The following is a 26,722-nucleotide window of genomic DNA, read 5'->3' as shown; positions in this document are numbered from 1 at the left end:
GCTCAACGCTCAGCCAGGGCTGCGAGCACCAGCTCGCAGTTCTGCCGGCCGTAACCGAGCAGCACGTCGCGGACCTTGGCCTGGTCGCGCTCGATCACCGCCGCCAGCAGGCCGTCGAACACCGCGCCGAAGCTGTCCATCTGGCCTCGGCGACGCTCCAGGGCGATGTAGTAGGTTCGGGCGATGGCCGGCTGCAGGTTGTCCAGGGTCTGCTGCAGGTAAGGATTGTCGGCAAAGGGATAGGCCGCCTGCATGATGGCGAAGCTGGCGTCGACGAACCCCAGGATGTCCTCCCGCTGGCGCGCCTCGGCCAGGCGCTGCTGGATGGCGCGAAAGGGCACGAGGTCTTCCTCGCTGCGCCAGTGCTCGGCCACCGCATAGCCCAGCAGGATGTAGAGCTCCATCACCAGCGTATAGAGGCTGCGCACGTGCTGCTGGGTCAGCTCGGATACCTGGGCGCCACGGCGCGGCAGGATGGTGATCAGGTGGCGGCGCTCGAGGATCAGCAATGCCTCGCGCACCGAACCCCGGCTGACATTCATGGCCTGGGTGACCTTCTGTTCCTGGATGCGCTCGCGCTCTTTCAGCTCGCCGCGGATGATCCGCTCGGCCAGGTGGTGGGCAATCTGCTCGGAGAGGCTGTCCGGTGCCTTGAACGTCATGGTTTTCCTTCGAACGTGGGGAAACTGGGTGCGCCGCGCGGAAACGATCCCGCACAAAGGCTTCGGCGCTGACAGTACTACGGGTACGGGCAGTGCACGCAAGAGCGATGGGGAAGGAATTTTCCGACTCTGCCGCAGGACGCGGACAGGCGGCGGAGTCTACCACATGGTGTGGACGGCTCCTGCAGGGACGAATGAATTCAGCCCTGCAGCAAGACTCTCCGCCGCCGGGCGGTCGGCCCACCATTTCCTACACTGAAAACAGGCGGTATGAATCGCGCCGAGCCTTGAAACAGAGCGGAAACGGCGGGCTCATAACCTAGAGAAATGACTATTTCCTGACTTTTGAGTCAAATATTTATTGACCCGCAGGTCAGACCTCACTAAATTTGCCCCCATACGAGCCCTCGTAAAAACAATAAAGTGCCTGGAGGTCGTCCTTGATCCAGTTTTTACTCAATCGGGAGCTGCGCACCGAGCATGCCCTCGACCCGAATGTCACAGTGCTCAACTACTTGCGTGAGCACGTCGGCAAACCCGGTACCAAAGAAGGCTGCGCCTCAGGCGATTGCGGTGCCTGCACCGTGGTCGTCGGCGAGCTGGACGGGGACCGCATCCGCTATCGCACCCTCAATGCCTGCCTGACCTTCGTCTCCTCCCTGCACGGCAAGCAGTTGATCACCGTGGAAGACCTCAAGCATCAGGGTCAACTGCATTCCGTGCAGCAGGCCATGGTGGATTGCCATGGTTCGCAGTGCGGCTTCTGCACCCCAGGCTTCGTCATGTCGCTGTTCGCCCTGCAGAAGAACAGCAGCGGCTATGACAAGGCCCAGACCATGGAAGCCCTGGCCGGCAACCTGTGCCGCTGCACCGGCTACCGCCCGATCATCGATGCCGCCGAGCAGGCCTGCTGCCAGAAGCAGCCGGACCAGTTCGACGCTGCCGAAGCCCAGACCGTCGCCCAGCTGAAATCCATCGCCCCGCGTGAAACCGCCGAGCTGAACAGCGGCGACAAGCGCTGCCTGGTGCCGCTGACCGTGGCTGACCTGGCCGACTTCTACGTGTCCAACCCGCAAGCGCGCCTGCTGGCCGGCGGCACCGACCTGGCGCTGGAAGTCACCCAGTTCCACCGCGAATTGCCGGTGATGATCTACGTCGGCCACATCGAGTCCATGAAGCGCATCGAGGAGAACGGCGACTTCATCGAGATCGGCGCCGCCACCCCGCTGTCCGATTGCTATGAAACCCTGTCCCGCGAGTACCCGGACTTCGGCGAGTTGCTGCACCGTTTCGCCTCGCTGCAGATCCGCAACCAGGGCACCCTGGGCGGCAACATCGGCAACGCCTCGCCCATTGGCGATGCTCCGCCGCTGCTGATCGCCCTGGGCGCCGAGATCGTCCTGCGCAAGGGCAACCAGACCCGCATCCTGCCCCTGGACGAATACTTCCTCGACTACAAGGTCACCGCCCGCCAGGAGTCCGAGTTCATCGAGAAGGTGCGCGTACCCCGCGCCCGCAACAACCAGGCCTTCCGCGCCTACAAGGTGTCCAAGCGCCTGGATGACGACATTTCCGCCGTCTGCGCCGCGTTCAATCTGGTGATCGAGAATGGCCAGGTGCGCAAGGCCCGCGTCGCCTTCGGCGGCATGGCCGGCATTCCCAAGCGCGCCAGCGCCTGCGAGCAGGCCCTGATCGGCGCCGCCTGGTACCCGGGCACCGTCGAACGCGCCTGCGAGGCCCTGGCCAAGGACTTCACCCCGCTCACGGACTTCCGCGCCAGCAAGGAGTACCGCCTGCTGGCCGCGCAGAACCTGCTGCGCAAGTTCTTCCTCGAGCTGCAATCCCCAGAAGTCGAAACCCGGGTGACCGCGTATGTCTAACAAACACCACTTCAAGACCCAGGAAGAGCTGGCGGAACTGTTCCGTGCCGACATCACCACCGGCGTGGGCAAGAGCGTCAAGCACGAGAGTGCGCCGAAACACGTTTCCGGCGAGGCCGTGTACGTGGACGACCGCCTGGAGTTCCCCAACCAGTTGCACGTCTATGCCCGCATGAGCGACCGCGCCCACGCGCGCATTACCCGCATCGATACTTCGCCCTGCTATCAGTTTCCGGGCGTGGCCATCGCCATCACCGCCAAGGACGTGCCTGGCCAGTTGGACATCGGCCCGGTGGTCGCGGGTGATCCGCTGCTGGCCGATGGCAAGGTCGAGTACGTCGGCCAGGTGGTCTTGGCCGTGGGTGCCGACAGCCTGGAAACCGCACGCAAGGCGGCGATGGCGGCCATAGTCGAATACGAGGACCTGGAGCCGGTGCTGGACGTGGTCGACGCCCTGCGCAAGAAGCATTTCGTGCTGGACAGCCACCAGCACAAGCGCGGTGACTCCTCCACCGCCCTGGCGGCTTCGAAGAACCGCCTGCAGGGCACCCTGCACATCGGCGGCCAGGAGCACTTCTACCTGGAAACGCAGATTTCCTCGGTGATGCCCACCGAGGACGGCGGCATGCTCGTCTACACCTCCACCCAGAACGCCACCGAGGTCCAGAAGCTGGTGGCCGAAGTGCTGGGCGTACCGATGCACAAGATCGTCATCGACATGCGTCGCATGGGCGGCGGCTTCGGCGGCAAGGAAACCCAGGCGGCCGGCCCGGCCTGCCTCTGCGCGGTGATCGCCCACCACACCAAGCGCCCGACCAAGATGCGCCTGCCGCGCGTGGAAGACATGTCCATCACCGGCAAGCGTCACCCCTTCTATGTCGAATACGACGTGGGCTTCAACGACGACGGCCTGCTCACCGGCATCGAACTGGAACTGGCCGGTAACTGCGGTTACTCGCCCGACCTGTCCGGCTCCATCGTCGACCGCGCGATGTTCCACTCGGACAACGCCTACTTCCTCGAACACGCCACCATCAATGGTCACCGCTGCAAGACCAACACCGCGTCGAACACCGCTTACCGCGGCTTCGGCGGCCCGCAGGGGATGGTCGCCATCGAGGAGATCATGGACGCCATCGCCCGCAGCCTGGGCAAGGACCCGCTGGAGGTGCGCAAGCTCAACTACTACGGCAAGGACGAGCGCAACGTCACCCACTACTACCAGACCGTCGAGCACAACATGCTCGCCGAGATGACCGCCGAACTCGAGGCCAGCAGCGAGTACGCCAAGCGCCGTGAGGAAATCCGCGCGTTCAACGAGAAGAGCCCGGTGCTGAAGAAAGGCCTGGCGATGACGCCGGTGAAGTTCGGCATCAGCTTCACCGCCACCTTCCTCAACCAGGCTGGCGCGCTGATCCACATCTACACCGATGGCAGCATCCACCTGAACCACGGTGGCACCGAGATGGGCCAGGGCTTGAACACCAAGGTCGCCCAGGTGGTGGCCGAGGTTTTCCAGGTGGATATCGGCCGCATCCAGATCACCGCGACCAACACCGACAAGGTTCCCAACACCTCGCCGACCGCCGCCTCGTCCGGCGCGGACCTGAACGGCAAGGCCGCGCAGAACGCCGCCGAAACCATCAAGGGCCGCCTGGTACAGTTCCTCGCCACCCACTTCAAGGTGACCGACGAGGATGTGGAGTTCCGCAACGAGCAGGTGCGCGTGCGCGACCATTACCTCTCCTTCGAGGAAATGATCCAGCTCGCCTACTTCAACCAGATCTCGCTCTCCAGCACCGGCTTCTACCGCACGCCAAAGATCTTCTACGACCGCGACAAGGCCGCCGGCCGCCCCTTCTACTACTTCGCCTACGGCGTTGCCTGCGCCGAAGTGATAGTCGACACCCTGACCGGCGAGTACAAGATGCTGCGCACCGACATCCTGCATGACGTGGGCGCATCGCTGAACCCGGCCATCGACATCGGCCAGGTGGAAGGTGCCTTCGTCCAGGGCATGGGCTGGCTGACCATGGAAGAGTTGGTGTGGAACGCCAAGGGCAAGCTGATGACCAACGGCCCGGCCAGCTACAAGATTCCGGCCATCGCCGACATGCCCATCGACCTGCGGGTGAAGCTGGTGGAAAACCGCAAGAACCCCGAACAGACCGTGTTCCACTCCAAGGCCGTGGGCGAGCCGCCGTTCATGCTCGGCATCGCCGTCTGGTGCGCCATCAAGGACGCGGTGGCGAGCCTGGGGGATTACAAGGTGCAGCCGCAGATCGACGCACCCGCCACCCCCGAGCGCGTGCTCTGGGGAGTCGAGCAGATGCGCAAATTGCAACAGCCGGCCCTGGCCGCCGAACAGGCGGAGACCGAACCGGCATGACCCCGCAGGGGTCGGCTTGCCGGCCCCGGCACAAACAAACGGTGCAGAACAATGACAACATCCACCGATCGTTCGAAGACAACGCAGCCGGACAATGAGCCCGTGCTGCTGGAAACGCTGCCGGCCCCTGTGCGTCCTAGCAGCTTGCTGAAATGCGTTGGCGAGGAAGCCGAGGCGAGGCAGGGACAGACGAAAAAGCAGAGTTTACGAGCTGTAAATGAGCATTTTGAGTCTGGCCCCAACGACGCATCGGCAACGCAGGTAGCTTTTCAGCAGGCTGCAATGGACGATTGGCGGCTGTCGCGAACCACCCGACCACTGCGTAGCTGGAGACTGAGCAAATGAGCTGGATCAGCGCCCTCGCCGACCTGCAGCAACGCGGTGAACCCTGCGTGCTGGTGACCATCATCGAAGAGCGCGGCTCCACGCCGCGCAATGCCGGTTCCAAGATGGTCGTCACCGCCGAGCGCATCTTCGAAACCATCGGTGGCGGTCATCTCGAGTTCAAGGCGATGGAGATCGCCCGCGAGATGCTCGAACGTCGCACCCAGGACACCCGCCTGGAGCGCTTCAGCCTGGGGGCCAGTCTTGGCCAGTGCTGCGGCGGCGCCACCGTCCTGTTGTTCGAACCCATGGGCCAGCCCCAGGCGCACATCGCCGTGTTCGGCGCCGGACACGTCGGCCGCGCCCTGGTGCCGATCCTCGCCAGCCTGCCGTGCAAGGTGCGCTGGATCGATTCCCGGGAGAACGAATTCCCCGAGCAGATCCCCAACGGCGTGGAGAAGGTGGTCAACGAAGAGGTGATCGACGAAATCGCCGACATGCCGAAGGGCAGCTACTTCATCGTCATGACCCACAACCACCAGTTGGACCTGGAACTCACCGCCGAGATTCTCAAGCGCAACGACTTCGCCTACTTCGGCCTGATCGGTTCGAAGACCAAGCGCGTCAAGTTCGAACACCGCCTGCGTGAACGCGGCTTCGCCAGCGAGACCGTGCAACGCATGCGCTGCCCGATGGGCATCGGCGAAGTCAAAGGCAAGCTGCCAGCGGAGATCGCCATCTCCATCGCCGGCGAAGTGGTGGCCACCTACAACGCCAACTTCGGGCAAGAGGTGAAAAAAGGCGAGACCATCGCCAAGCTGATCCCCTCCTCCCGCCGCGAACAGGCCTGACATCCCTGTAGGTCGGCACTGAGCGGAGCGAAGCCCAACAACCGCTGACATCGGGCTTCGCAGGCTCAGCGCCAACCTGCGACGAATTCCGCCTTCGGGCGTAGAAATCACGAAAGAACGAGACTGACATGACCCGCCACGTAACCGCCTACCGCTCTGCCATCCTGCACAGCATCGCCGACCCCGCCCTGGTGGGTGTCGAGCAGTCCTACCAGTATTTCGAAGACGGTCTGATGGTGGTGGAAGACGGCCGCATCAAGGCCCTGGGCGAAGCCAGCGCGCTGCTGCCGAGCCTGCCCGCCGACGTCGAGGTGCGGGAATACCGCGACGCGCTGATCACCCCCGGGTTCATCGACACCCATATCCACTTCCCGCAGACCGGCATGATCGCCTCCTACGGCGAGCAACTGCTGGACTGGCTGAATACCTACACCTTCCCCACCGAAAAGCAGTTCGCCGACAAGTCCCACGCCGCCGATGTCGCCGCCATCTTCCTCAAGGAACTGCTGCGCAACGGCACCACTACCGCCCTGGTGTTCGGCACCGTTCACAAGGAGTCGGTGGACGCCTTCTTCGAAGCGGCCCAGGCACTGGACCTGCGCATGATCGCCGGCAAGGTGCTGATGGACCGTAACGCGCCGGATTACCTGATCGACACCGCCGAATCCGGCTACGCCGACAGCAAGGAACTGATCGAGCGCTGGCATGGCAAGGGCCGCCTGCACTACGCGGTGACCCCACGCTTCGCCCCCACCAGCACCCCCGAGCAACTGGAGCTGGCCGGCAAGCTGTTCGGCGAGTACCCGGACCTCTACATGCACACCCACCTGTCCGAAAACCGCAAGGAAATCGAATGGGTCAAGGCGCTCTTCCCCGAACGCACGGGCTACCTGGACGTGTACGACCACTACAAGCTGATCGGCAAGCGCTCGGTGTTCGCCCACGGCGTGCACCTGTGCGACGACGAATGCAAGCGCCTGGCGGAAACCGGTTCGGCCGTGGCCTTCTGCCCCACCTCCAACCTGTTCCTCGGCAGTGGCCTGTTCGACCTGCAGAAGCTGGAAGCGCACGGCGTGCGGGTCGGCCTGGGCACTGATGTCGGCGCCGGCACCAGCTTCTCCCAGCTGCAGTCGCTGAACGAGGCGTACAAGGTGATGCAGCTCCAGGGCAAGAAACTCGACCCGTTCAAGTCCCTGTACCTGGCGACCCTCGGCGGCGCCCGGGCGCTGTACCTGGACGACAAGATCGGCAACTTCGCCAACGGCAAGGACGCGGACTTCGTGGTGCTCGACTACAAGGCCACCCCGCTGCTGGACTACCGCATGCAGCAAGCCACCAGCCTGCCGGAAAAGCTTTTCGCCCTGACCATCCTCGGCGACGACCGTACCGTGAAAGAAACCTTCGCCGCCGGCCGCAGCGTGCATCAGCGCGGGTGACTCATCGCCCATGAAGAAGCCCCGCCTCGGCGGGGCTTTTGCGTTTTCGCGAGTAACAATCCACGTTCGTAGAACGTGGACTTGCTCTTGGCCCCCTAGGAGGGGGCATCTCGGGGCTGCCTGGAAAATCGTAGCTCGGAGGTGTTGCGGGAGCGCGGTAGGGCGTTGTCCGGTACGAAGCCGGTCATGGCGACGTCGCAACGTAGGATGGGTTGAGCCTGCGATACCCATCAGCCCGGTCAGCATGGGTATCGCTCCGCTCGCCCCCTCCTACGAACTCCATCCTGATAGCCAGGTAGTTCAATCGTCACAGGCAGAGCCGATGACTCATGACCACGCCCTAAGGACGTGGTTTCCCAAGTTCAAATGAATTTGCTCCCACAGATGGGTTGTCGTTGGCGCCAAATCCTCTAGAAACAAAAAACCCCGCTTTCGCGGTAATGCTGTTCACTTAAGCGCGCGCATGACTCGCTCCCCTCTCCCATTTATGGGAGAGGGGCTGGGGGAGAGGGTTGAAATCCCTGCGAAACAGTCGTTTCCCCCCTCTCCCTAACCCTCTCCCCAAAGGGGCGAGGGGACTGATCGAGTCCAGTTACTTCTTATGTGAACAGCATTACGCTTTCGCGAGGCTTTCTACCGGGACGGATCAGGCGTTGCGGTTATTGCCGCGCCCGGGCTTCTTCTTGGTCTGCAGCAGGTGCGAGAACACCGCGTGCAGGTCGTCCGAGGCGCCGCTGTCGTCCAGGTTCAGCTTGTCGTCGATATGGTCCATGTGATGCATCATCAGCATCACTGCGCGCTCGGCATCGCGGGACTCGATGGCATCGATCAGGCGATTGTGCTCGTCGAAAGAACAGTGGGAACGGCTGCCGCTCTCGTACTGGGCGATGATCAGCGAGGTCTGGGACACCAGGCTGCGCTGGAAACTCACCAGCGGAGCATTCTTCGCCGCCTCGGCCAGCTTCAGGTGGAACTCACCGGACAGGCGGATGCCCGCGCCACGGTCGCCACGGGAGAAACAGGCCTGCTCCTCGAGCACCATCTGCCGCAGTTCCTGCAGTTGCTCGACGGTGGCGTGCTCCACGGCCAGTTCGGTGATGGCGCGCTCCACCAGGCGGCGGGCGTAGAAGATCTGGCGGGCTTCGTCGACGCTGGGACTGGCGACCACGGCGCCGCGATTCGGCCGCAGCAGCACCACCCCTTCATGGGCGAGGCGCGACAACGCACGACGGATGATGGTACGGCTGACGCCGAAAATCTCGCCCAGGGCTTCTTCGCTCAGCTTGGTGCCGGGAGCCAGGCGCTGCTCGAGAATGGCATCGAAAATGTGCGCATAGACGATGTCGTCCTGCGTGCCGCTGCGGGTGCTTTTGGCGGTGCGCGGCTGCTTCTTGAGTGGCTGCAACTGTTCGTTCATGGGTGCTCGAGTCAAAAGGGGGTCGGCGGTTTTCCAGGGCCCTTTTTGCCCCTTTCCGCCGGGCTGAGCGGGTAGGTCAGCGAGGGAAATCAGGGAAAAAGCGAGTGATATTGTACACAATCATCCCACCTTGAACAGTTTCGCCGCAGCTCAAACCCCATTCCTGACCAGTTGCACAGATTTTTCCAGCCGATCGCGCTTCGCGTTTTTCGCCGCAGGCCAACCGCAGGGACGTCGGTTTTCTTCCCATTTTTTTGGCATAAAACCTGCCCATCCTCTGCCATTTGGTGCTTTCCGCTCGCCGCCCTCCGTTCGTCTCTCTGTTGATAGAAATTAGTAACTCCTTGTTTATTAAGGATTTATTAAGTTTTTCAGTTCACAAATTGTCTCAACATCAGCTGACTCGAACGTCAGGTTCATGACATTGAGGCGTTTTTTCGAACACTGAAAACATTATTTGTTTTTTTTGTATACAAAGGCATAATCGCGCCGTGAACTTCCTGACCCAGCAGTCAAGAATCCGAGGAAGCGCACCACTCACGCCATCCGCCTCAGTCAGTCCGGTGCCCCCCTGGCCCCGGGTGAACAAATACAAAAGAGATGAGGAGTACCCCGCTGTGGAAAGCATCAAACAACAAGAACAAGGAACGTACGCCGAGACCCCACCCGCCAACGGACTGCTTGAACGTCTTTTCAAGCTCAGCCTCCATGGCACCACCGTGAAGACCGAACTGGCCGCTGGCCTGACGACCTTCATCACCATGGCCTACATCATTTTCGTCAACCCGAACATCATGGCCGATGCCGGGATCGATCATGGCGCGGCCTTCGTGGCCACCTGCCTCGCCGCAGCCTTCGGCTGCCTCCTCATGGGCCTCTACGCCAACTGGCCGGTCGGCCTTGCACCGGGCATGGGCCTGAACGCCTTTTTCACCTACACCGTGGTCAACACCATGGGCTACAGCTGGCAGATCGCGCTCGGCGCGGTGTTCCTCTCCGGCGTGCTGTTCATGATCCTGACCTTCTCGCGCATCCGCGAATGGCTGCTCAACAGCATCCCCAGCAGCCTGCGCTTCGCCATGGGCGCGGGCGTGGGCCTGTTCCTCGGGCTGATCGGCCTGAAGACCGCCGGCATCGTGGTCGCCCACCCGGCAACGCTGGTGCACATCGGTGACCTGACCTCTCCCGGCCCACTGCTGGCCGCCATCTGCTTCCTGATGATCGCGGTGCTGGAGTACCGCCGCATCTTCGGCGGCATCCTGATCAGCATCCTGACCGTCACCCTGATCGGCGTGGGCCTTGGCATCGTCAAGTTCGGTGGGGTGTTCTCCATGCCGCCGAGCCTGGCGCCGACCTTCATGGCGATGGACATCACGGGCGCCTTTGACGTGACCATGGTCAGCGTGATCCTGGCCTTCCTCTTCGTGCACATGTTCGACACCGCCGGCACCCTGATGGGCGTGGCCCAGCGTGCCAACCTGGTGCAGGAAGACGGCCGCATCGAGAACCTGTCCAAGGCGATGAAGGCAGACAGCGCCTCCAGCGTCTTCGGCGGCGTGCTCGGTGTACCGCCGGTGACCAGCTATGTGGAAAGCGCCGCGGGCGTCGCCGCCGGCGGCCGCACCGGCCTGACCGCGGTGACCGTGGGCATTCTCTTCATCGCCGCCATGTTCTTCGCCCCGCTGGCCGGCATGATCCCCGCCTACGCCACCGCCGGCGCGCTGATCTACGTCGCCATGCTGATGATGGGTGGCATGGCCCACATCGACTGGAAAGAGCACACCGAGACCATCCCGGCCATCGTCACCGTGATCATGATGCCGCTGACCTTCTCGGTCGCCGACGGCATCGCCCTGGGTTTCGTGACCTACGTGGCGATGAAAGCCTTCACCGGCAAGTACAAGGACGTCTCCATCAGCCTGTATGCCCTGTGCGCCATCTTCGTCGCCAAGTTCATCTTCCTGTAAGACCGGAAACGACGACACGAGGCCCTGCCGCACCGCGGCGGGGCCTTTTCATTTCCGACACCTTTCCTGGCAGCGACAGCCCCCAACGATTACCGACCACCGGCCGGCGAAATGACAATGGCCGCCTACACTCTCCCCTGATCCAGCATCCATCCCGGACACCCGCGCCGTCCTGCAGGACTGGCGCAAGGGCCGTGTCCTGTGAGTTGCCCTGTCCCTTGCGCATCTCCCCGTGATGCGTTTCAGCCCGGCCGCGTGCCGGGCTTCTTTTGCTCAAGGCTGAACACGAGCCGGCGAATGCCCGGGCCAGGTCGAGCCGATGAACGCGGCGCCCCCATACACACCGAAACCAATGGCGGCTTTCCGCCACCATCTCATGAGAATCGGGCGGAAATCCGCCACCACAGACAACCCCCGTTCCGCCCCAGCCCGCAATCCCCGCGGCGCACGCACGACTGGCACGTTGATTGCCATTGATTGGCGCGCGAGCCAACAAGAGCAGGTCATGCCGCATTCACGAGCCATTCGCCTACTAATTCGGCAGTGGCTGCCTAGACTCCTTCTTGTTGCCTCGTCCAGGCCTTCATTGAGGCCTGACACCTATCAAGAACAACAAGAGGATGTATCGATGTTCAAACCCGCTTTGAAAGCCCTTGCCTGTGCCCTCGCACTGGGTGCCGCCGGCATCGCGCAGGCTGCCGACCCCATCGTGATCAAGTTCTCCCACGTCGTTGCAGAACACACGCCGAAGGGCCAGGGCGCGCTGCTGTTCAAGAAGCTCGCGGAAGAGCGTCTGCCCGGCAAGGTGAAGGTGGAGGTGTACCCCAACTCCTCGCTCTTCGGTGACGGCAAGGAAATGGAAGCCCTGCTGTTGGGCGACGTGCAGTTGATCGCGCCCTCCCTGGCCAAGTTCGAGCAGTACACCAAGCAGGTCCAGCTGTTCGACCTGCCGTTCCTGTTCAACGACATCCAGGCCGTGGACCGCTTCCAGCTCAGCCCCGAAGGCCAGGCTCTGCTCAAATCCATGGAAAGCAAGAACATCACCGGCCTCGGCTACTGGCACAACGGCATGAAACAACTGTCGGCCAACAAGCCCCTGCGCGAACCCAAGGACGCCCGCGGCCTGAAGTTCCGCGTCCAGGCTTCCGCCGTGCTCGAGGAGCAGTTCAAGGCCGTACGCGCCAACCCGCGCAAGATGAGCTTCGCCGAGGTTTACCAGGGTCTGCAGACCGGCGTGGTCAACGGCGCCGAGAACCCCTGGTCGAACATCTACTCGCAGAAGATGCACGAGGTGCAGAAGTACATCACCGAGTCCAACCACGGCGTGCTGGACTACATGCTGATCACCAACACCAAGTTCTGGAATGGCCTGCCGGCCGATGTACGCACCGAGCTGGAGAAGATCACGGCTGAAGTCACCAGCGAAGTGAACAAGCAGGCCGAAGCGCTGAACCAGGCCGACAAGCAACGCATCATCGAGGCCAAGACCAGCGAGATCATCGAGCTGACTCCTGAGCAGCGCAACGATTGGCGCGAAGCCATGAAGCCGGTGTGGAAGAAGTTCGAAGGCGAGATCGGACCTGACCTGATCAAGGCCGCGGAGACCGCCAACCAGGCCCAGTGAAATCCGCCCCGCCACAGCCAGCGCTAACCCCGCTGGCCGTGGCTCGACGCTTCAGCCATCGGGAGATGCCATTCATGAATGCCTTGCGGCGCGTCTGGGACCACTTCGAGGAAGCCTTCATCGCCTTCCTCCTGGCCTCCATGACACTGGTGACCTTCGTCTACGTCATCCTCAACAACCTCTACACCCTGTTCTACAACCTGGCCGACCGCTGGGAGGCGGCCAGCGACAGCTTGTTCGCCATCGGCGACGCCATTCTCGCGATGGCTCAGGCCATGACCTGGAGCATCGCGCTGACCAAGGCGCTGTTCGCCTGGTTGATCTTCTTCGGCCTTGCCTACGGCGTGCGCACCGCCGGCCACATCGGCGTGGACGCCCTGGTCAAGCTCGCCCCGCGCCATGTCCAGCGCGTCATCGGTGTCATCGCCTGCTTCTGCTGCCTGGCCTATGCCGGCCTGATGGCAGTCGCCAGCTTCGAATGGGTGCAGACGCTCTTCACCGCCGCCATAGGCGCCGAGGACCTGGGCCATTACGGAATCCAGCAGTGGCATATCGGCCTGATTCTGCCCCTGGGCTTCGCCCTGGTGTTCATCCGCTTCACCGAGGTTCTCGTGCGTATCCTGCGCGACCAGCAGACCGGCCTTGGCCTGGCCGATGAGGCGGCCGAGGCGATGAAACTCACCGAGCACGACGACGGTTCGCACAAGGAAGACTCGAAATGACCGTTCTTTTCCTCTTCTTTCTGCTCTTCCTGCTGATGTTCATCGGCGTGCCCATCGCCATTTCCCTGGGGCTCTCGGGCGCGCTCACCATCATGCTGTTCAGCCCGGACTCCGTGCGTTCCCTGGCGATCAAGCTGTTCGAGACCTCGGAACACTACACCCTGCTGGCAATCCCCTTCTTCCTGCTGGCGGGCGCCTTCATGACCACGGGCGGTGTCGCCCGGCGCCTGATCGACTTCGCCAATGCCTGCGTCGGGCACATTCGCGGCGGCCTGGCCATTGCCGCGGTGCTGGCCTGCATGCTCTTCGCCGCGCTGTCCGGCTCATCCCCCGCGACCGTCGCGGCGGTTGGCTCCATCGCCATTGCCGGCATGGTCCGCTCGGGCTACCCCCAGGAGTTCGGCGCCGGCATCGTTTGCAACGCCGGCACCCTCGGCATCCTGATTCCGCCGTCGATCGTGATGGTGGTCTACGCCGCGGCCACCGAAACCTCGGTGGGCAAGCTTTTCATGGCCGGCGTGGTACCGGGGATCACGCTGGGCGTGGTGCTGATGGCGGCCATCTACATCATCGCGGTGAAAAAGAACCTGCCGGCCCTGCCCCGCGCGACGTTCCGCCAATGGCTGAATGCCGGGCGCAAGGCCCTCTGGGGGTTGCTGCTGATGGTGATCATCCTCGGCGGCATCTACTCCGGGATGTTCACCCCCACCGAGGCCGCGGCCGTGGCAGCGGTCTATTCGGCCTTCATCGCCCTGTTCGTCTACAAGGACATGAAGCTCAGCGAGGCACCCAAGGTGCTGCTGGAGTCCGGCAAGCTGTCCATCATGCTGATGTTCATCATTGCCAACGCGATGCTCTTCGCCCACGTGCTGACCACCGAGCAGTTGCCGCAGCAGATCACAGCCTGGGTAATCGAAGCCGGCCTGACGCCGGTGACCTTCCTGTTGGTGGTGAATATCGTGCTGCTGATCGCGGGAGCCTTCATGGAGCCCTCGGCGATCATCCTGATCCTGGCGCCGATTCTGTTCCCCATCGCCACGAAGCTGGGCATCGACCCCATCCACCTCGGCATCATCATGGTGGTCAACCTGGAAATCGGCCTGGTGACGCCGCCGGTAGGCCTGAACCTGTTCGTGTCCTCGGCGGTCACCGGCATGCCGCTGACCTCGACCATCCGTGCGGCCCTGCCGTGGCTGATGATCCTGCTGGCCTTCCTGCTGCTGGTCACCTACGTGCCCTGGATATCCCTGGCGCTGCCGACCTGGCTGGAAATGAACTGATCCCTTGCGCATCTCCCCGTGATGCGTTTCAGCCCGGCTTCGTGCCGGGCTTTTTTATGCACGGACAGGCAGACAGTGGCGCCGGTGCGGACCACGCTCCTCCGGAAATAAAAAAGGCCCGCAGTGTGGACGGGCCGTAAAGACTCCAGTGAGTCGAGGGTAACGAGATTCGGGTACTAGCTGCCGCGATAGGTGGAGTAGCTGTAGGGGGAAATCAGCAGCGGCACATGGTAGTGGTCCTGCTCGGCGGAGATGCCGAAGCGCAACACGACCACATCGAGGAAAGCCGGTTCGGCCAGTTTCACGCCGCGGGCGCGGTAGTAGTCGCCCGCGTGGAAGTGGATCTGGTAGACGCCGCTCTGGTAATCGGCACCCTGCAGCAGGGGCGCGTCGCAGCGGCCGTCGTCATTGGTGGTGGCGGTGGCGACCAGCTCAAGGCCTGCGCCTTCGACGCGGTAGAGCTCGATCTTGATGTCACGGCCAGGGCAGCCGTGGGCGGCATCCAGTACATGCGTGGTCAAACGTCCCATTGCTCGCTGGGCGTCCACCGGGCCGTTGTGCGGGCCGCGATCGGAACGCCACACCTCCTCTGCTTGTTCATATCGGTGCGTGGTCAGGGCGCAAGCCCCGGTACGGAGCGCAGAATACCATGCGACCACAAGAATGTAAGACATAAACTCAAAAAATTGTACACAATATCCGGCATCAATCTCGCGGGCTCTGTACCGGCCTGCTTGTCACAGGCATTTCATCCACAGGCCATGGGCCGTGCCTTTCGTCTTATTGACCTGACCGGATGGACAGGTTCCCTATCCAGGGGATGAATGGCAGCCAGGATGAAGATTTGATTTACAACTCGCACAACAGTTTGTATACAATCACCCCATCCCGGTCGCGCCCCACCTTCCAGGTTGCCGCGGACCGTCCAACAGACAAGAAGGAAGACTGCAGTGAGCGCTGAGTACCCACGCGACCTGATCGGTTATGGCAACAACCCTCCTCATCCGCACTGGCCGGGTGAGTCCCGCATCGCCCTGTCCTTTGTCCTCAACTATGAGGAAGGTGGCGAGCGCAATGTGCTCCACGGCGACAAGGAATCCGAAGCCTTCCTCTCCGAAATGGTAGCCGCCCAGCCGCTGCAGGGCGTGCGCAACATGAGCATGGAATCCCTCTACGAATACGGCAGCCGCGTCGGCGTCTGGCGCCTGCTGGACCTGTTCCAGAAGCACGACATCCCCCTGACCATCTTCGCCGTCGCCATGGCCGCCCAACGTCATCCGGAAGCGATCCGCGCCATGGTCGAGGCCGGCCACGAAATCTGCAGCCACGGCTATCGCTGGATCGACTACCAGTACATGGACGAGGCCCAGGAGCGCGAGCACATGCTCGAAGCCATCCGCATCCTCACCGAACTGACCGGCGAGCGCCCGGTGGGCTGGTATACCGGCCGCACCAGCCCGAACACCCGTCGCCTGGTGATGGAGGAAGGCGGTTTCCTCTACGACTCCGACACCTACGATGACGATCTGCCCTACTGGGACCCGGCCAGCACCGCGGAGAAGCCGCACTTGGTCATTCCCTACACCCTGGACACCAACGACATGCGCTTCACCCAGGTGCAGGGCTTCAACAAGGGCGACGACTTTTTCGAATACCTCAAGGACGCCTTCGACGTGCTCTACGCCGAAGGCGCCGCCGGCGCGCCGAAGATGCTCTCCATCGGCATGCACTGCCGCCTGTTGGGCCGACCGGCACGCCTGGCCTCCCTGGCCCGCTTCATCGAGTACGTGAAAGGCCACGAGAAAGTCTGGTTCGCCCGCCGCGCCGACATTGCCCGCCACTGGCACGCCACCCACCCTTTCAAAGAGCAAGCGAAATGAGCCGCTTCCAGACCCTGACCCCGTCCCGCCTGTCCCGCGACGCCTTCGTCGAGGCCTTCGCCGACATCTACGAACACTCGCCCTGGGTCGCCGAGAAGGCCTTCGACCTGGGCCGGGACGACCGCATCGATGATATCGACGGCCTGCACCAGCGCATGGCCGACCTGTTGCTCAGCGCCAGCCACGAAGCCCAACTGGCGCTGATCAACGCTCACCCGGACCTGGCCGGCAAGGCTGCCGTCCGTGGCGAGCTGACTGAAGCCAGCACCAGCGAACAGGCCGGTGCCGGTATCCACGAATGCACGGCTGAAGAGTTCGCACGCTTCACCGAGCTGAACGACGCCTACAAGGCCAAGTTCGGATTTCCGTTCATCATGGCGGTGAAAGGCAGCAATCGGCACCAGATCCTGGCGGCCTTCGAGGAGCGTATCCACAACTCCCCGGAAGCCGAGTTCAACCGCGCCCTGGCCGAGATCAACAAGATCGCGCTGTTCCGCCTGCAGCAGATGTAAGCCGCAGGTCCACCGCGTCGAAACCGCCCGGGCGGGCCACGGTCCGCCCATCGGCTCTTCACCCTGATGGAGAGCCAGGCGAGAGGATGGAATGACAGCCCTCTCGCCACCGGCCCCACTCTCCGGGTGGGAACCTGCAACGAACAAGTAGAACAGCCATGCGTACCCTGAAGATCGAGCCCCTGACCAAAGAAGCCTTCGCACCTTTCGGCGATGTGATCGAAACCGACGGCAGCGAGTACTTCATGATCAACAACGGCTCCACCCGCCGTTATCACAAGCTGGCGACGGTCGAGACCGCCCAACCGGATGACAAGGCGATCATCAGCATCTTCAGTGCCGAATCCCTCGAGATGCCTTTGCGCATCCGCATGCTGGAACGACATCCGCTGGGCAGCCAGGCCTTCATTCCGCTGCTCGGCAACCCTTTTCTGGTCGTGGTCGCGCCACTTGGCGATGTACCTGTACCGGGCTTGGTCCGTGCCTTCATGTCCAATGGCAGGCAGGGCGTTAATTACCATCGCGGCGTCTGGCACCACCCGGTGCTGACGATCGAAAAGCGGGATGACTTCCTGGTGGTTGATCGCAGTGGTTCTGGCAACAACTGCGATGAGCATTACTTCACCGAGGACGAACAGCTTCTCCTCGATCCCCACCACTAATAAGAGAAGCCCAACGATCGGCGTGCCGGTCGGCGGGAAATGAGGTAACAAACTGTGGAAGCACATTTGACCGAATGGCTGAACCTGGGCATTCGCTGGGTTCACATGATCACCGGCATCGCCTGGATCGGCGCGTCCTTCTATTTCGTCTGGCTCGAAAACAACCTCAACCGTTCCAACCCCCGCGAAGGGTTGTCGGGTGACCTCTGGGCCATCCACGGTGGCGGCATCTACCACCTGGAGAAATACAAGCTCGCCCCGCCGAAAATGCCGGACAACCTCCACTGGTTCAAATGGGAAGCCTATTTCACCTGGTTGTCGGGCGTCGCCCTGCTGACCGTGGTGTTCTACCTGAACCCGACCCTGTACCTGATCGCGCCCGGCGTGGATATTTCCCCGGCCGCCGCCGTCGCCATCGGCATCGGCTCGCTGATCGCAGGCTGGTTCATCTACGACCTCCTCTGCGACTCACCCCTGGGCAAGACCCCCGCCCTGCTGGGCCTGGTGCTGTTCGTACTGGTGGTCGGGGCTGCCTGGGGCTTCACCCATGTGTTCAGCGGCCGTGGTGCCTACATCCACGTCGGCGCGCTGATCGGCACCATCATGGTCGGCAACGTGTTCCGCATCATCATGCCGGCCCAGCGGGCGCTGGTTAAGGCGATCGAAGAGAACCGCACCCCCGATCCGGTGCTGCCGGCCAAGGGCCTGCTGCGTTCGCGCCACAACAACTACTTCACCCTACCGGTGCTGTTCATCATGATCAGCAACCACTTCCCGAGCACCTACGGCAGCCAGTACAACTGGCTGATCCTGGCCGGGATCGCGGTGATCGCGGTACTGGTGCGCCACTACTTCAACACCCGCCACGACAGCAACAAGTTCGCCTGGACCCTGCCGGCCGGCGCCCTGGGCATGATCTGCCTGGCCTTCGTCACCGCGCCGAACTACAAGGCCGCCGAACCGAGCCTGGCCCAGCCCGCCCACGAGGAGCATGCCGCCCCCGCCAGCGCCGCTGTCACCAGCGAAAGCACGCCCGCCGAACAGGCCGCTGCCCCCACCCAGCCGGCGCAAGCCGCTGCGGCCCAGGCCAGCGCCACCGGCGGTGAGTTCGGCAAGGTCCACAGCGTGATCCAGGAACGCTGCACCGTCTGCCATTCCGCCAAGCCCACCAGCCCGATGTTCACCTCGGCGCCGGGCGGCGTGATGCTCGACACCCCGCAGCAGATCCAGATGCTCGCACCGAAGATCCAGGCCCAGGCCGTCGCCACCCAGATCATGCCGCTGGGCAACATCACCCAGATGACCCAGGAAGAGCGCGACCTGATCGGCCGCTGGATCGCCCAGGGCGCGAAGACCAACTGATCCACCGCAAGACCACGACGGACGGTGCCCCAAGCGCCGTCCGTTCTTAAGCCTGCCCCCAGGCGGGCTTTTTTTCTTCCCCGCTGTACCGCTGCTTCCAGGCCGGGTGTCATCCACCCGGCCCGCAACATGAATACCCGGCACGCCACACCCACGAGGTGCGGCGTTGCCAAGCGACTTACAAGAACAAAAGCGCCCGAGGTGTTGCATGACCACTCCGACAGAGCGGGAAACCGCCCTTTCGCCCGCTGACCAGCGCCTGCCACTGATGCAATTGCTGCTGGTCGGTTTCCAACATGTCCTGCTGATGTACGGTGGCGCCGTTGCCGTACCCCTGATCGTCGGCCAGGCCGCCGGTCTCTCCCGTGAAGAAGTCGCCTTCCTGATCAACGCCGACCTCCTGGTCGCCGGCATCGCCACCATCGTGCAATCCATGGGCATCGGCCCGGTGGGTATTCGCATGCCGGTGATGATGGGCGCCAGTTTCGCTGCTGTCGGCAGCATGGTGGTGATGGCCGGGATGCCCGGCGTCGGTATCCAGGGCATCTTCGGTGCCACCATCGCCGCGGGCTTCTTCGGCCTGCTGATCGCCCCCTTCATGTCGCGCATCGTGCGTTTCTTCCCGCCACTGGTGACCGGTACGGTGATCACCTCCATCGGCCTCACCCTGTTCCCGGTCGCGGTGAACTGGGCGGGTGGCGGTAACCAGGCCAGCCAGTTCGGTGCCCTGGAGTACCTGTCCATCGCCGCCCTGGTGCTGGGCACCATCCTGCTGGTGAACCGCTTCCTCAAGGGCTTCTGGGTCAATGTATCGGTGCTGATCGGCATGGCCCTGGGCTACGCCCTGGCCGGCGCCTGCGGCATGGTCGACCTCAACGGCCTGGATGAGACGCCCTGGTTCCAGGTGGTGGAGCCCCTGCACTTCGGCATGCCGAAGTTCGAACTGGCCTCGGTGCTGTCCATGTGCCTGGTGGTGGTGATCATCTTCGTCGAGTCCACCGGCATGTTCCTCGCCCTGGGCAAGATCACCGGACGCGACGTCTGCCCCAGCGCCCTGCGCCGCGGCCTGCTGTGCGACGCCGGCGCTTCCTTCCTGGCGGGTTTCTTCAACACCTTCACCCACTCGTCCTTCGCCCAGAACATCGGCCTGGTGCAGATGACCGGCGTACGTAGCCGTTACGTGACGGTGGCCGCGGGTGCCTTCCTGATCGGCCTCAGCCTGCTGCCGAAGGCCGCCTTTCTGGTGGCGTCCATTCCTCCTGCGGTGCTTGGCGGTGCAGGGCTGGCGATGTTCGGCATGGTGGCCGCCACCGGCATCAGGATCCTCCATGAAGCGGACATCAGCGACCGGCGCAACCAGTTGCTGGTGGCCGTGAGCATGGGCATGGGCATGGCCCCCGTGGTGCGCCCGGAGCTCTTCGCCCACCTGCCGCACTGGATGGAGCCGATCACCCACAGCGGCATCGCCATGGCCACGGTCAGCGCCCTCACCCTGAACCTGCTGTTCAACATCCTCGGTGAGAAGGATCGCAGTCGGCACTGCGCCGCTCACTGATCGACTTCGCCTTTGCTCCCATCCGTCCGTGCCCATGAGGTGCGGCCGGAACTCCATAGCCCGCCCACACGGCGGGCTCTTTTAAAACCTCACGCCCGGGGATGGTGGCCTGCGCCGCCGCCCAGGGCACGGCTCATCCCGACTTTCTGCTCAACAACAACAAGAAGGAGTACCCGAATGCGTCGTTACACCAGCCTGGCGCTTGGCGCCGCCCTGATGGCCACCGGTCCGAGCGGATTCGCCGCCGAAGACGGCAAGTTCTTCGAGTGGATGAACAACAGCGTCGGCTTCCGCTACGGCCAGCAGTTCACCAATCCGAACAACCCGAACAAGTTCGCCAAGCGGGCCTACAGCTTCACCCATGCGGACGGCTACCGTTATGGCAGCAACTATTTCAATCTGGACGTGTTCCTGTCCGACAGCCGCGACCCGCGCAAAGGCACCGATCACGGCGGAAGCGAGGTCTATGCGGTCTACCGTCACCAGCTGTTCGCTTCACGGGTATTCGACCAGCCGCTGGGCACCGGACTGATCAAGGACTACGCCTTCACCCTGGGCTTCGACGCCAGCCGCAACAACAACCTGGCCTCGGCGAAGAAGCGCGCACTGGTATTCGGCCCCACTCTGAAATTCAACGGCGCCGGGGTGTTGGACCTGAGCCTGATGTACTACCGCGAGAAGAACCATTCGGGCATTCCCGGCGCCAAGCATCCCAACCACACCTTCGACGCCACCTACATGGCCAGCCTGGTCTGGCTCAAGCCGTTCCAGCTGGGTGATCACGATGCCAAGTTCCAGGGGTTCATCAACTACGTGGGCGAAAAGGGCGAGGACTACTTCGACAAGGACACCGCCCCGGAGACCCTGATGCGCACCTCGCTCATGGTCGCCGCCATGCCCGGCGCCAAGCGCAAGCCGAATCTCTGGCTGGGCGTGGGCTACGAGTACTGGCACAACAAGTTCGGCGTGGACGGCGGCCGGGGCAGCCGCACATCGACGCCAACGGTGAACCTGGAATTCACCTTCTGAACGCCGGCTAACCGCAAGGCGGGCCCGTCCGTAAAGGGATGACGTCCTCTGTAGATCCTATGCAAAGGCCGCAGGACTGCCCCCAAGCCACACAGGGGTCTGCTTCGCATCCCTTGGCGAATGAATTCGCCGCCACAGAAGAGCGACCAGCTCCCCTCCCCTTCTAACCGTGAGGAAGGCGCATCGCGCCCTCCTCCGGTCTTTTTCCGATGGATCAGAAGTGCACCTTGACCAGCAGGCTGGCGGTGTTCTGATTGGTGCCATCGAGGATTTCCTCGCCGAGGAAGCTTTCGCTGTCGATGCCGTACTTGTCCTTCCAGTAGTCGTACTCGAAGCCGACGTACAGTTGCTTCTCGCCCCAGCCCATGGCCTTGCCCAGGTCGTACTTCACCTGCGGGTTGAAGTGCAGGTTGGCGTGGTAGGTGCCGCGGCTGTTCTCGTCGTTGTCCACCACCCAGTCCATGAAGCCGTCGATCAGGATGTCGGAGTTGCCCACCGGGATGGTGTAGCTCCAGACCGGGGTGATCTGCCAAACGTTGTCACCCGGGCGGCTGCCGTCGGTGGTGCGGTTGTAGAAGTTGACCTGGAAGTAGTCGAAACCGGGGATGGCCAGGTCGAAGCCCGGACCGATCAGGTAGGACTCGACATCGCCCTCGCCGAACTCGTAGGTCATGGCCAGCAGAACATCGGTCACCGGGCCGAACTGGATCTTCTGGTCGAAGATCTTGCCCAGGGACAGGCGCGGCTGGAACTCGCCGTAGTAGGTGTTGTTGCCGACCAGGTCGTCTTCGTCGCCGTTGTAGAAGATCTTGTCCAGGAAGAAGAAGTTATCGCCGTACTTCCAGCCGTCCGCGTGCTCGAAGGTCACGGTCTGCTGGATTTCCGGGTTGATCTTGAAGTTCTGGCCGTAGAGGTAGGTCAGGCTGTTGTTCTGCCAGTACAGCAGGTCACCGGCGAGGGCCTGGCCCCCCCCGAGCAGTCCGGTGGAGAGCGCGAGGCAGTGCGGCAGATACTTGGCTTTCATGGCGTGTTCCTTGTTGTAGTGGGTTTCAGGTTTTTCCATCCCGCGCCCACCCGCAGCCCGCCCCGGAATCAGGGCAGGTCGGCGGTGGGCTCGGGATCGGGAGTGGTGCGCGCCGCGCGTCAGCCGCTCAGGCCGAGGCGGGAATGGCGGGCGATACCGGACGGGCTGTCTTCAGCGTTGCGCTGTTCGGCTGCGTCCAGGAGGTTCTGCAGAACCTCGATGATGGAAGTCGGGCAAAGGGAGTCTTTGGCGCGGCTACTGGCGCCTGCCAGGGCGTTCGGCGCAGCGCCCGGGCGCTGTCGCGCGAGCGTGGCGCGCATGCGCTCCGTCGCTGGAAGGTCATCCTGGGCGTGGCGGGACTCGGGGCTGGCCCCGGCAATATCGGACGAACTCATGGGTAAAGCCTGCCTATTGTTGTTTTCGGTCGTGGGCTTACAGGGTGGAGAGGGACACCCCATGCATTGACTGCTCAAAAAGCTGATCTTGAAGTCAGGATTTTTCGAACTATATACACGCTGTGCACATCACAAACAACATTTTCTTTCAGAATTGTGTACAAAAAATCGCCCTAACGACGCGCGACACAGAGCGAAGCGCTCTGCTCCGGGCGTGTTCAGGGGGTGGCCTTCTCCTTCTGCCGTTTGAGGAAATCGATCTTCCACTGCTCAAGCCCCAGGTACTCGGAGTCCAGGTTGGCTTCCACCTGGTAGCGGGCCTTCAAGGCCTCCACCTCCGGCCGACGTTCGGCAAGGAAGCGGTCGAAGCGCGCGATCAGTTCCGGGTACCGCAGGCTGGAGAGGTTGAAAGTGCCACGGCTGTGGGGCAGCTTCGGGTCGAATACCAGGGCACCGGGACGGGCGCGGATGTTGTCGAGGTAGTAGGTGGCGACCACCACGTTGTAGTAGGCGCCGTCGGCCTGCTGCCTCATCGCCTGCTTGATCATCTGCCCCAGGTCGGCGCTGCGTACCACCTGGGTCTGGCCAGCGTCGATGCGGTCCTGGTAGGTCCAGGGCGTCCAACCGTCCACCACCGCCAGCCGCTGCAGCTGCTCGATGCCGTCGCCCTGGCGCTTGGGCGGCACCAGCACGCCGTCGACGTACTGCACCACTGGCTGGCTGTAGGCGATGGCCTTGCCGCCCTTCAGCTCACCGGCCCAGTTGGCGTTGTCCGGGTACTTGAAATCGATGCTGCCGTTGAGCAGGTGCTGCGTCAGTTGGTTAACCGGCAGCACTTGGTACTGGATGTCCAGCCCGGCGTCGCGGGCGAACAGATCCAGCAGCTCGCGGGCGAAGCCCTGATACTCGCCCTTGTCGCCGATCCAGTAGTGGGGCTGGAAGGACTGCCCCTCGACCCCGATCACATAGGTCTGCGCCAAGGCGCCATTCGCAGACAGAAGGCCGGCCGCCAGCCAGCCGAAAACCCGAGGTGTCATGACCTCCTCCTTGTTTTCAATTGCACGGGAAGAACGGGAGCGGGGTCAGCCCGCTCCCGGATGGCGTGTTACTCGCCGAATACCAGTTGGCGTGCCAGTTGGTTGTGGCGCTCCACCACCCGCGGAAGGTCCACCGTGACCAGGTGACCGTCACGCACCACCACCTTGCCGTTGATCACGCTGGTGGACACGTGGGTCGGGGTGCAGAACACCAGGGCCGCCAGCGGATCGTGCAAGGCGCCGGCGTAGGCAATATGGTTGAGGTCGAAGGCCACGAAGTCGGCCACCATGCCCGGCGCCAGGGCGCCGATATCGTCACGGTTGAGCACCTTGGCGCCGCCCAGGGTGGCGATTTCCAGGGCCTCGCGGGCAGTCATGGCGTCCGGGCCGAAACCGACCCGCTGCAGCAGCAGCGCCTGGCGCACTTCGCCGATCATGCTCGCACCATCGTTGGAGGCCGAGCCATCCACGCCCAGGCCCACCGGCACGCCGGCATCGCGCATGCGGCGAACGGGGGCGATGCCCGAGGCCAGGCGCATGTTCGAGCAGGGGCAGTGGGCGACACCGGTGCCGGTACGGGCGAAGAGCTCAATGCCGTGCTCGTCCAGTTGCACGCAGTGGGCGTGCCAGACGTCATGGCCGACCCAGCCCAGGTCCTCGGCATACTCGGCCGGCGTCATGCCGAATTTTTCGCGGCTGTAGGCGATGTCGTTGACGTTCTCCGCCAGGTGGGTGTGCAGCGAAACGCCGTACTCGCGCGCCAGCACCGCGGCGTCGCGCATCAGGTCGCGGCTCACCGAGAAGGGCGAGCAGGGAGCCACCACCACCCGCAGCATCGAGCCGTGGGACGCATCGTGGTAGTCCTCGATCAGGCGCTGCGACTCCTTGAGGATGTCCGACTCCTTCTCCACCACCGAATCCGGCGGCAGGCCGCCCTGGCTACGGCCGACGCTCATGCTGCCGCGCGCCGCGTGGAAGCGCATGCCGATTTCGCCGGCGGCGTGGATGCTGTCGTCCAGCCTGCAGCCGTTGGGGTAGATATAGAGGTGGTCGCTGGAGGTGGTGCAGCCGGACAGGATCAGCTCGGCCATGGCGGTCTGGGTGGACACACTGATCATTTCAGGGGTCAGGCGCGCCCAGATCGGATAGAGATTGGTCAGCCAGTTGAATAGCTCGCCATCCTGGGCCGCCGGCACCACCCGGGTGAGGCTCTGGTACATGTGATGGTGGGTGTTGACCAGGCCGGGGATGACGACCTTGCCTTTCATGTCGAGAACTTCGTCGGCGGTCTGCGGCAGCTCGCTGCTTGGCCCGACCTGAACGATGCGGTTGTCCTCGATGTACATCCCGCCCTGCCGGATTTCACGGCGCTGGCCATCCATGGTCGCCAGCAGGTCGGCGTTCTTCACCAGTAGCGTCTTGCCCATGTCTCTTCTCCTTCGCCTCCAGGGCGATCTTGTTTTGAGTATCAGAATCGGATCGGGGTCCTTGGGGACGCCATGGCAAGGCGCGTCATCGAAGACAGTAGGTCTCCTACGGCGAGATGACGCAACGCAGCCAGGGCTAACCCAAGGAGCTCGATCAGCCGCCGGTCATGCTCATGAAGCGCACTACCTGGACTTGCGAGTCCGCCTCGAAATGGTGCCGCTCCGGCTTCAACCTGAGGGCGTCGATCAATGCGGCGCGCAATCGGTCGCTATCGCCCGGATGGCGACGGATCAAGGCCTTGAGATCCAGCGCACCTTCATGCCCGAGGCAGAGCACCAGCTTGCCCTCGGCGGTGACGCGCACACGGTTGCAGTCGCCGCAGAAATTGCGGCTATGGGGGGAAATGAAGCCGACCTGGGTGTCGCTGCCCACCACCTGGTGGTAGCGCGACGGCCCACCGGTTCGGTAGCTGCTCGGCAACAGTTGGAAGCGCTGCTCGACCCGCTCGCGCACCTCTTCCGAGGTGCACAGGGTGACCTTGCGCTCATGGCTGGAAATGCTGCCCAGGGGCATCTCCTCGATGAAACTGATGTCCAGCCCACGCTCCACGGCGAACGCCACCAGGTCCTCAACCTCATCGTCGTTGCGGCCCTTCTGCACCACGGTGTTCAGCTTGATGCGACGGAACCCGGCGGCACGCGCGGCGTCGATGCCGGCCAGCACCTGATCGAGGCGATCGCGCCGGGTGAATGCGGCGAAACGCTCGCGCTGCAGGGAATCGAGACTGATGTTCAGGCGGGTGACGCCGGCGGCGCGCAGCCCTTCAGCCATGTGCCCGAGCTGGGAGCCGTTGCTGGTGATCGCCAGGTCTTCCAGCTCATCGCGGGCGCCCAGGCGCGCCAGCAGGGAGGTCAACCCCTTGCGCACCAGCGGTTCGCCACCGGTGATGCGAATGCGCGAAACCCCCAGACCGATAAAGGCATCGGCAACGGCATAGAGTTCTTCGAGACTGAGGATCTGCGCCCGGGGCGCGAAGACCATGTCTTCGCTCATGCAGTAGGTGCAGCGGAAGTCGCAACGGTCGGTGACCGAAAGGCGCAGGTAGGAAATTCGACGCCCGAAGGGGTCGAGCAAGTGGTTGTCTTGCATGGGTGACGTCTGCCGCAACACGCACCGGACAGGGCGCCGGTGACATGGACGGATGCCGAATGGAAACAGAACAGAAGTTTTTTGTATACAGGAAATTCATCCAGTGGCTCGCTTGAGAGCGCTACAAAGCGGGTGCT

The 26,722-nt window shown here is 63.2% G+C and carries 22 protein-coding genes; 14 read left to right on the top strand and 8 right to left on the bottom strand.

The features are described 5' to 3' along the window. Positions 1-2: 2 nt before the first annotated feature. Positions 3-662: a GntR family transcriptional regulator gene (locus PJW05_RS10545; RefSeq protein ID WP_271411659.1), complete on the bottom strand. Its 660-nt coding sequence runs from the start codon at positions 660-662 to the stop codon at positions 3-5. A gap of 440 nt (positions 663-1,102) precedes the next feature. Between PJW05_RS10545 and xdhA the strand changes: the two genes are divergently transcribed. The 4 genes from xdhA (at position 1,103) to guaD (ending at position 7,542) form a co-directional block, all read left to right on the top strand. Then, entirely contained in the window at positions 1,103-2,542 is a 1,440-nt protein-coding gene (xdhA, locus tag PJW05_RS10540) for a xanthine dehydrogenase small subunit (protein WP_271411658.1), read from the top strand. Beyond that, the gene (gene xdhB / locus PJW05_RS10535; RefSeq protein ID WP_271411657.1) at positions 2,535-4,931 is read left to right on the top strand and encodes a xanthine dehydrogenase molybdopterin binding subunit; all 2,397 of its coding nucleotides are present in this window, start codon (positions 2,535-2,537) and stop codon (positions 4,929-4,931) included. Before xdhA ends, xdhB begins: the two co-directional genes overlap by 8 nt. A gap of 341 nt (positions 4,932-5,272) precedes the next feature. Next, positions 5,273-6,106, top strand: a complete 834-nt coding sequence (gene xdhC / locus PJW05_RS10530; protein ID WP_271411656.1) for a xanthine dehydrogenase accessory protein XdhC — start codon at positions 5,273-5,275, stop codon at positions 6,104-6,106. Between the two features lie 128 nt (positions 6,107-6,234). After that, positions 6,235-7,542 (top strand): guanine deaminase, encoded by a 1,308-nt coding sequence (guaD, locus tag PJW05_RS10525; protein WP_271411655.1) that lies wholly within the window; start codon positions 6,235-6,237, stop codon positions 7,540-7,542. A gap of 646 nt (positions 7,543-8,188) precedes the next feature. Here guaD and PJW05_RS10520 read toward each other — a convergent pair. Further along, positions 8,189-8,959 (bottom strand): GntR family transcriptional regulator, encoded by a 771-nt coding sequence (locus PJW05_RS10520; protein WP_271411654.1) that lies wholly within the window; start codon positions 8,957-8,959, stop codon positions 8,189-8,191. 617 nt (positions 8,960-9,576) lie between these two features. Between PJW05_RS10520 and PJW05_RS10515 the strand changes: the two genes are divergently transcribed. The 4 genes from PJW05_RS10515 to dctM all read left to right on the top strand — a co-directional run bounded on the left by PJW05_RS10515 (position 9,577) and on the right by dctM (position 14,552). Then, on the top strand, positions 9,577-10,926 hold the full coding sequence (locus PJW05_RS10515; RefSeq protein WP_271411653.1) for an NCS2 family permease: 1,350 nt from the start codon (positions 9,577-9,579) through the stop codon (positions 10,924-10,926). Between the two features lie 628 nt (positions 10,927-11,554). Continuing rightward, a complete protein-coding gene (dctP, locus tag PJW05_RS10510) occupies positions 11,555-12,550 on the top strand; it encodes a C4-dicarboxylate TRAP substrate-binding protein DctP (RefSeq protein WP_271411652.1) in 996 nt (331 codons plus the stop codon). A 74-nt stretch (positions 12,551-12,624) separates the two neighbouring features. After that, positions 12,625-13,272 (top strand): TRAP transporter small permease, encoded by a 648-nt coding sequence (locus tag PJW05_RS10505; protein ID WP_271411651.1) that lies wholly within the window; start codon positions 12,625-12,627, stop codon positions 13,270-13,272. After that, positions 13,269-14,552, top strand: coding sequence for a C4-dicarboxylate TRAP transporter large permease protein DctM (gene dctM, locus PJW05_RS10500; RefSeq protein ID WP_271411650.1), 1,284 nt, complete (start codon positions 13,269-13,271; stop codon positions 14,550-14,552). Before PJW05_RS10505 ends, dctM begins: the two co-directional genes overlap by 4 nt. 176 nt (positions 14,553-14,728) lie before the next feature. Here the strand turns inward: dctM and uraH are convergent, their stop codons facing one another. Beyond that, on the bottom strand, positions 14,729-15,082 hold the full coding sequence (uraH, locus tag PJW05_RS10495) for a hydroxyisourate hydrolase (RefSeq protein ID WP_271412201.1): 354 nt from the start codon (positions 15,080-15,082) through the stop codon (positions 14,729-14,731). A 420-nt stretch (positions 15,083-15,502) separates the two neighbouring features. On the opposite strand from uraH, the gene puuE reads away from it, so the two are divergent. The 6 genes from puuE (at position 15,503) to PJW05_RS10465 (ending at position 21,552) form a co-directional block, all read left to right on the top strand. Continuing rightward, entirely contained in the window at positions 15,503-16,432 is a 930-nt protein-coding gene (gene puuE / locus PJW05_RS10490; protein WP_271411649.1) for an allantoinase PuuE, read from the top strand. Then, positions 16,429-16,944: a 2-oxo-4-hydroxy-4-carboxy-5-ureidoimidazoline decarboxylase gene (uraD, locus tag PJW05_RS10485; protein WP_271411648.1), complete on the top strand. Its 516-nt coding sequence runs from the start codon at positions 16,429-16,431 to the stop codon at positions 16,942-16,944. The genes puuE and uraD overlap by 4 nt, the downstream gene beginning before the upstream one ends. Positions 16,945-17,102: 158 nt before the next feature. Next, positions 17,103-17,606, top strand: a complete 504-nt coding sequence (locus tag PJW05_RS10480) for an ureidoglycolate lyase (RefSeq protein ID WP_271411647.1) — start codon at positions 17,103-17,105, stop codon at positions 17,604-17,606. 54 nt (positions 17,607-17,660) lie between these two features. Next, positions 17,661-18,968 carry a urate hydroxylase PuuD gene (locus PJW05_RS10475; protein WP_271411646.1) on the top strand — a complete coding sequence of 436 codons (1,308 nt, stop codon included), beginning with the start codon at positions 17,661-17,663 and terminating at the stop codon, positions 18,966-18,968. A gap of 208 nt (positions 18,969-19,176) precedes the next feature. After that, the gene (locus PJW05_RS10470) at positions 19,177-20,523 is read left to right on the top strand and encodes a nucleobase:cation symporter-2 family protein (RefSeq protein WP_271411645.1); all 1,347 of its coding nucleotides are present in this window, start codon (positions 19,177-19,179) and stop codon (positions 20,521-20,523) included. A 216-nt stretch (positions 20,524-20,739) separates the two neighbouring features. Beyond that, positions 20,740-21,552, top strand: a complete 813-nt coding sequence (locus PJW05_RS10465) for a nucleoside-binding protein (protein WP_442969251.1) — start codon at positions 20,740-20,742, stop codon at positions 21,550-21,552. Between the two features lie 214 nt (positions 21,553-21,766). Here PJW05_RS10465 and PJW05_RS10460 read toward each other — a convergent pair whose 3' ends face one another. From PJW05_RS10460 to moaA, 5 genes are all read right to left on the bottom strand, one after another. Next, the gene (locus PJW05_RS10460) at positions 21,767-22,576 is read right to left on the bottom strand and encodes an outer membrane protein OmpK (RefSeq protein WP_271411643.1); all 810 of its coding nucleotides are present in this window, start codon (positions 22,574-22,576) and stop codon (positions 21,767-21,769) included. 119 nt (positions 22,577-22,695) lie between these two features. After that, positions 22,696-22,971 carry a hypothetical protein gene (locus PJW05_RS10455; RefSeq protein WP_271411642.1) on the bottom strand — a complete coding sequence of 92 codons (276 nt, stop codon included), beginning with the start codon at positions 22,969-22,971 and terminating at the stop codon, positions 22,696-22,698. Positions 22,972-23,189: 218 nt separating this feature from the next. Further along, positions 23,190-24,008, bottom strand: a complete 819-nt coding sequence (locus tag PJW05_RS10450; RefSeq protein WP_271411641.1) for a substrate-binding periplasmic protein — start codon at positions 24,006-24,008, stop codon at positions 23,190-23,192. 68 nt (positions 24,009-24,076) lie between these two features. After that, positions 24,077-25,435: an 8-oxoguanine deaminase gene (locus PJW05_RS10445; protein WP_271411640.1), complete on the bottom strand. Its 1,359-nt coding sequence runs from the start codon at positions 25,433-25,435 to the stop codon at positions 24,077-24,079. Positions 25,436-25,589: 154 nt separating this feature from the next. Beyond that, a complete protein-coding gene (gene moaA / locus PJW05_RS10440; protein ID WP_271411639.1) occupies positions 25,590-26,585 on the bottom strand; it encodes a GTP 3',8-cyclase MoaA in 996 nt (331 codons plus the stop codon). Positions 26,586-26,722: the final 137 nt, after the last annotated feature.

The organism is Pseudomonas sp. Q1-7, assembly GCF_028010285.1.
Classification (GTDB): domain Bacteria; phylum Pseudomonadota; class Gammaproteobacteria; order Pseudomonadales; family Pseudomonadaceae; genus Metapseudomonas.
This window is presented reverse-complemented; position numbering and strand designations above follow the sequence as displayed.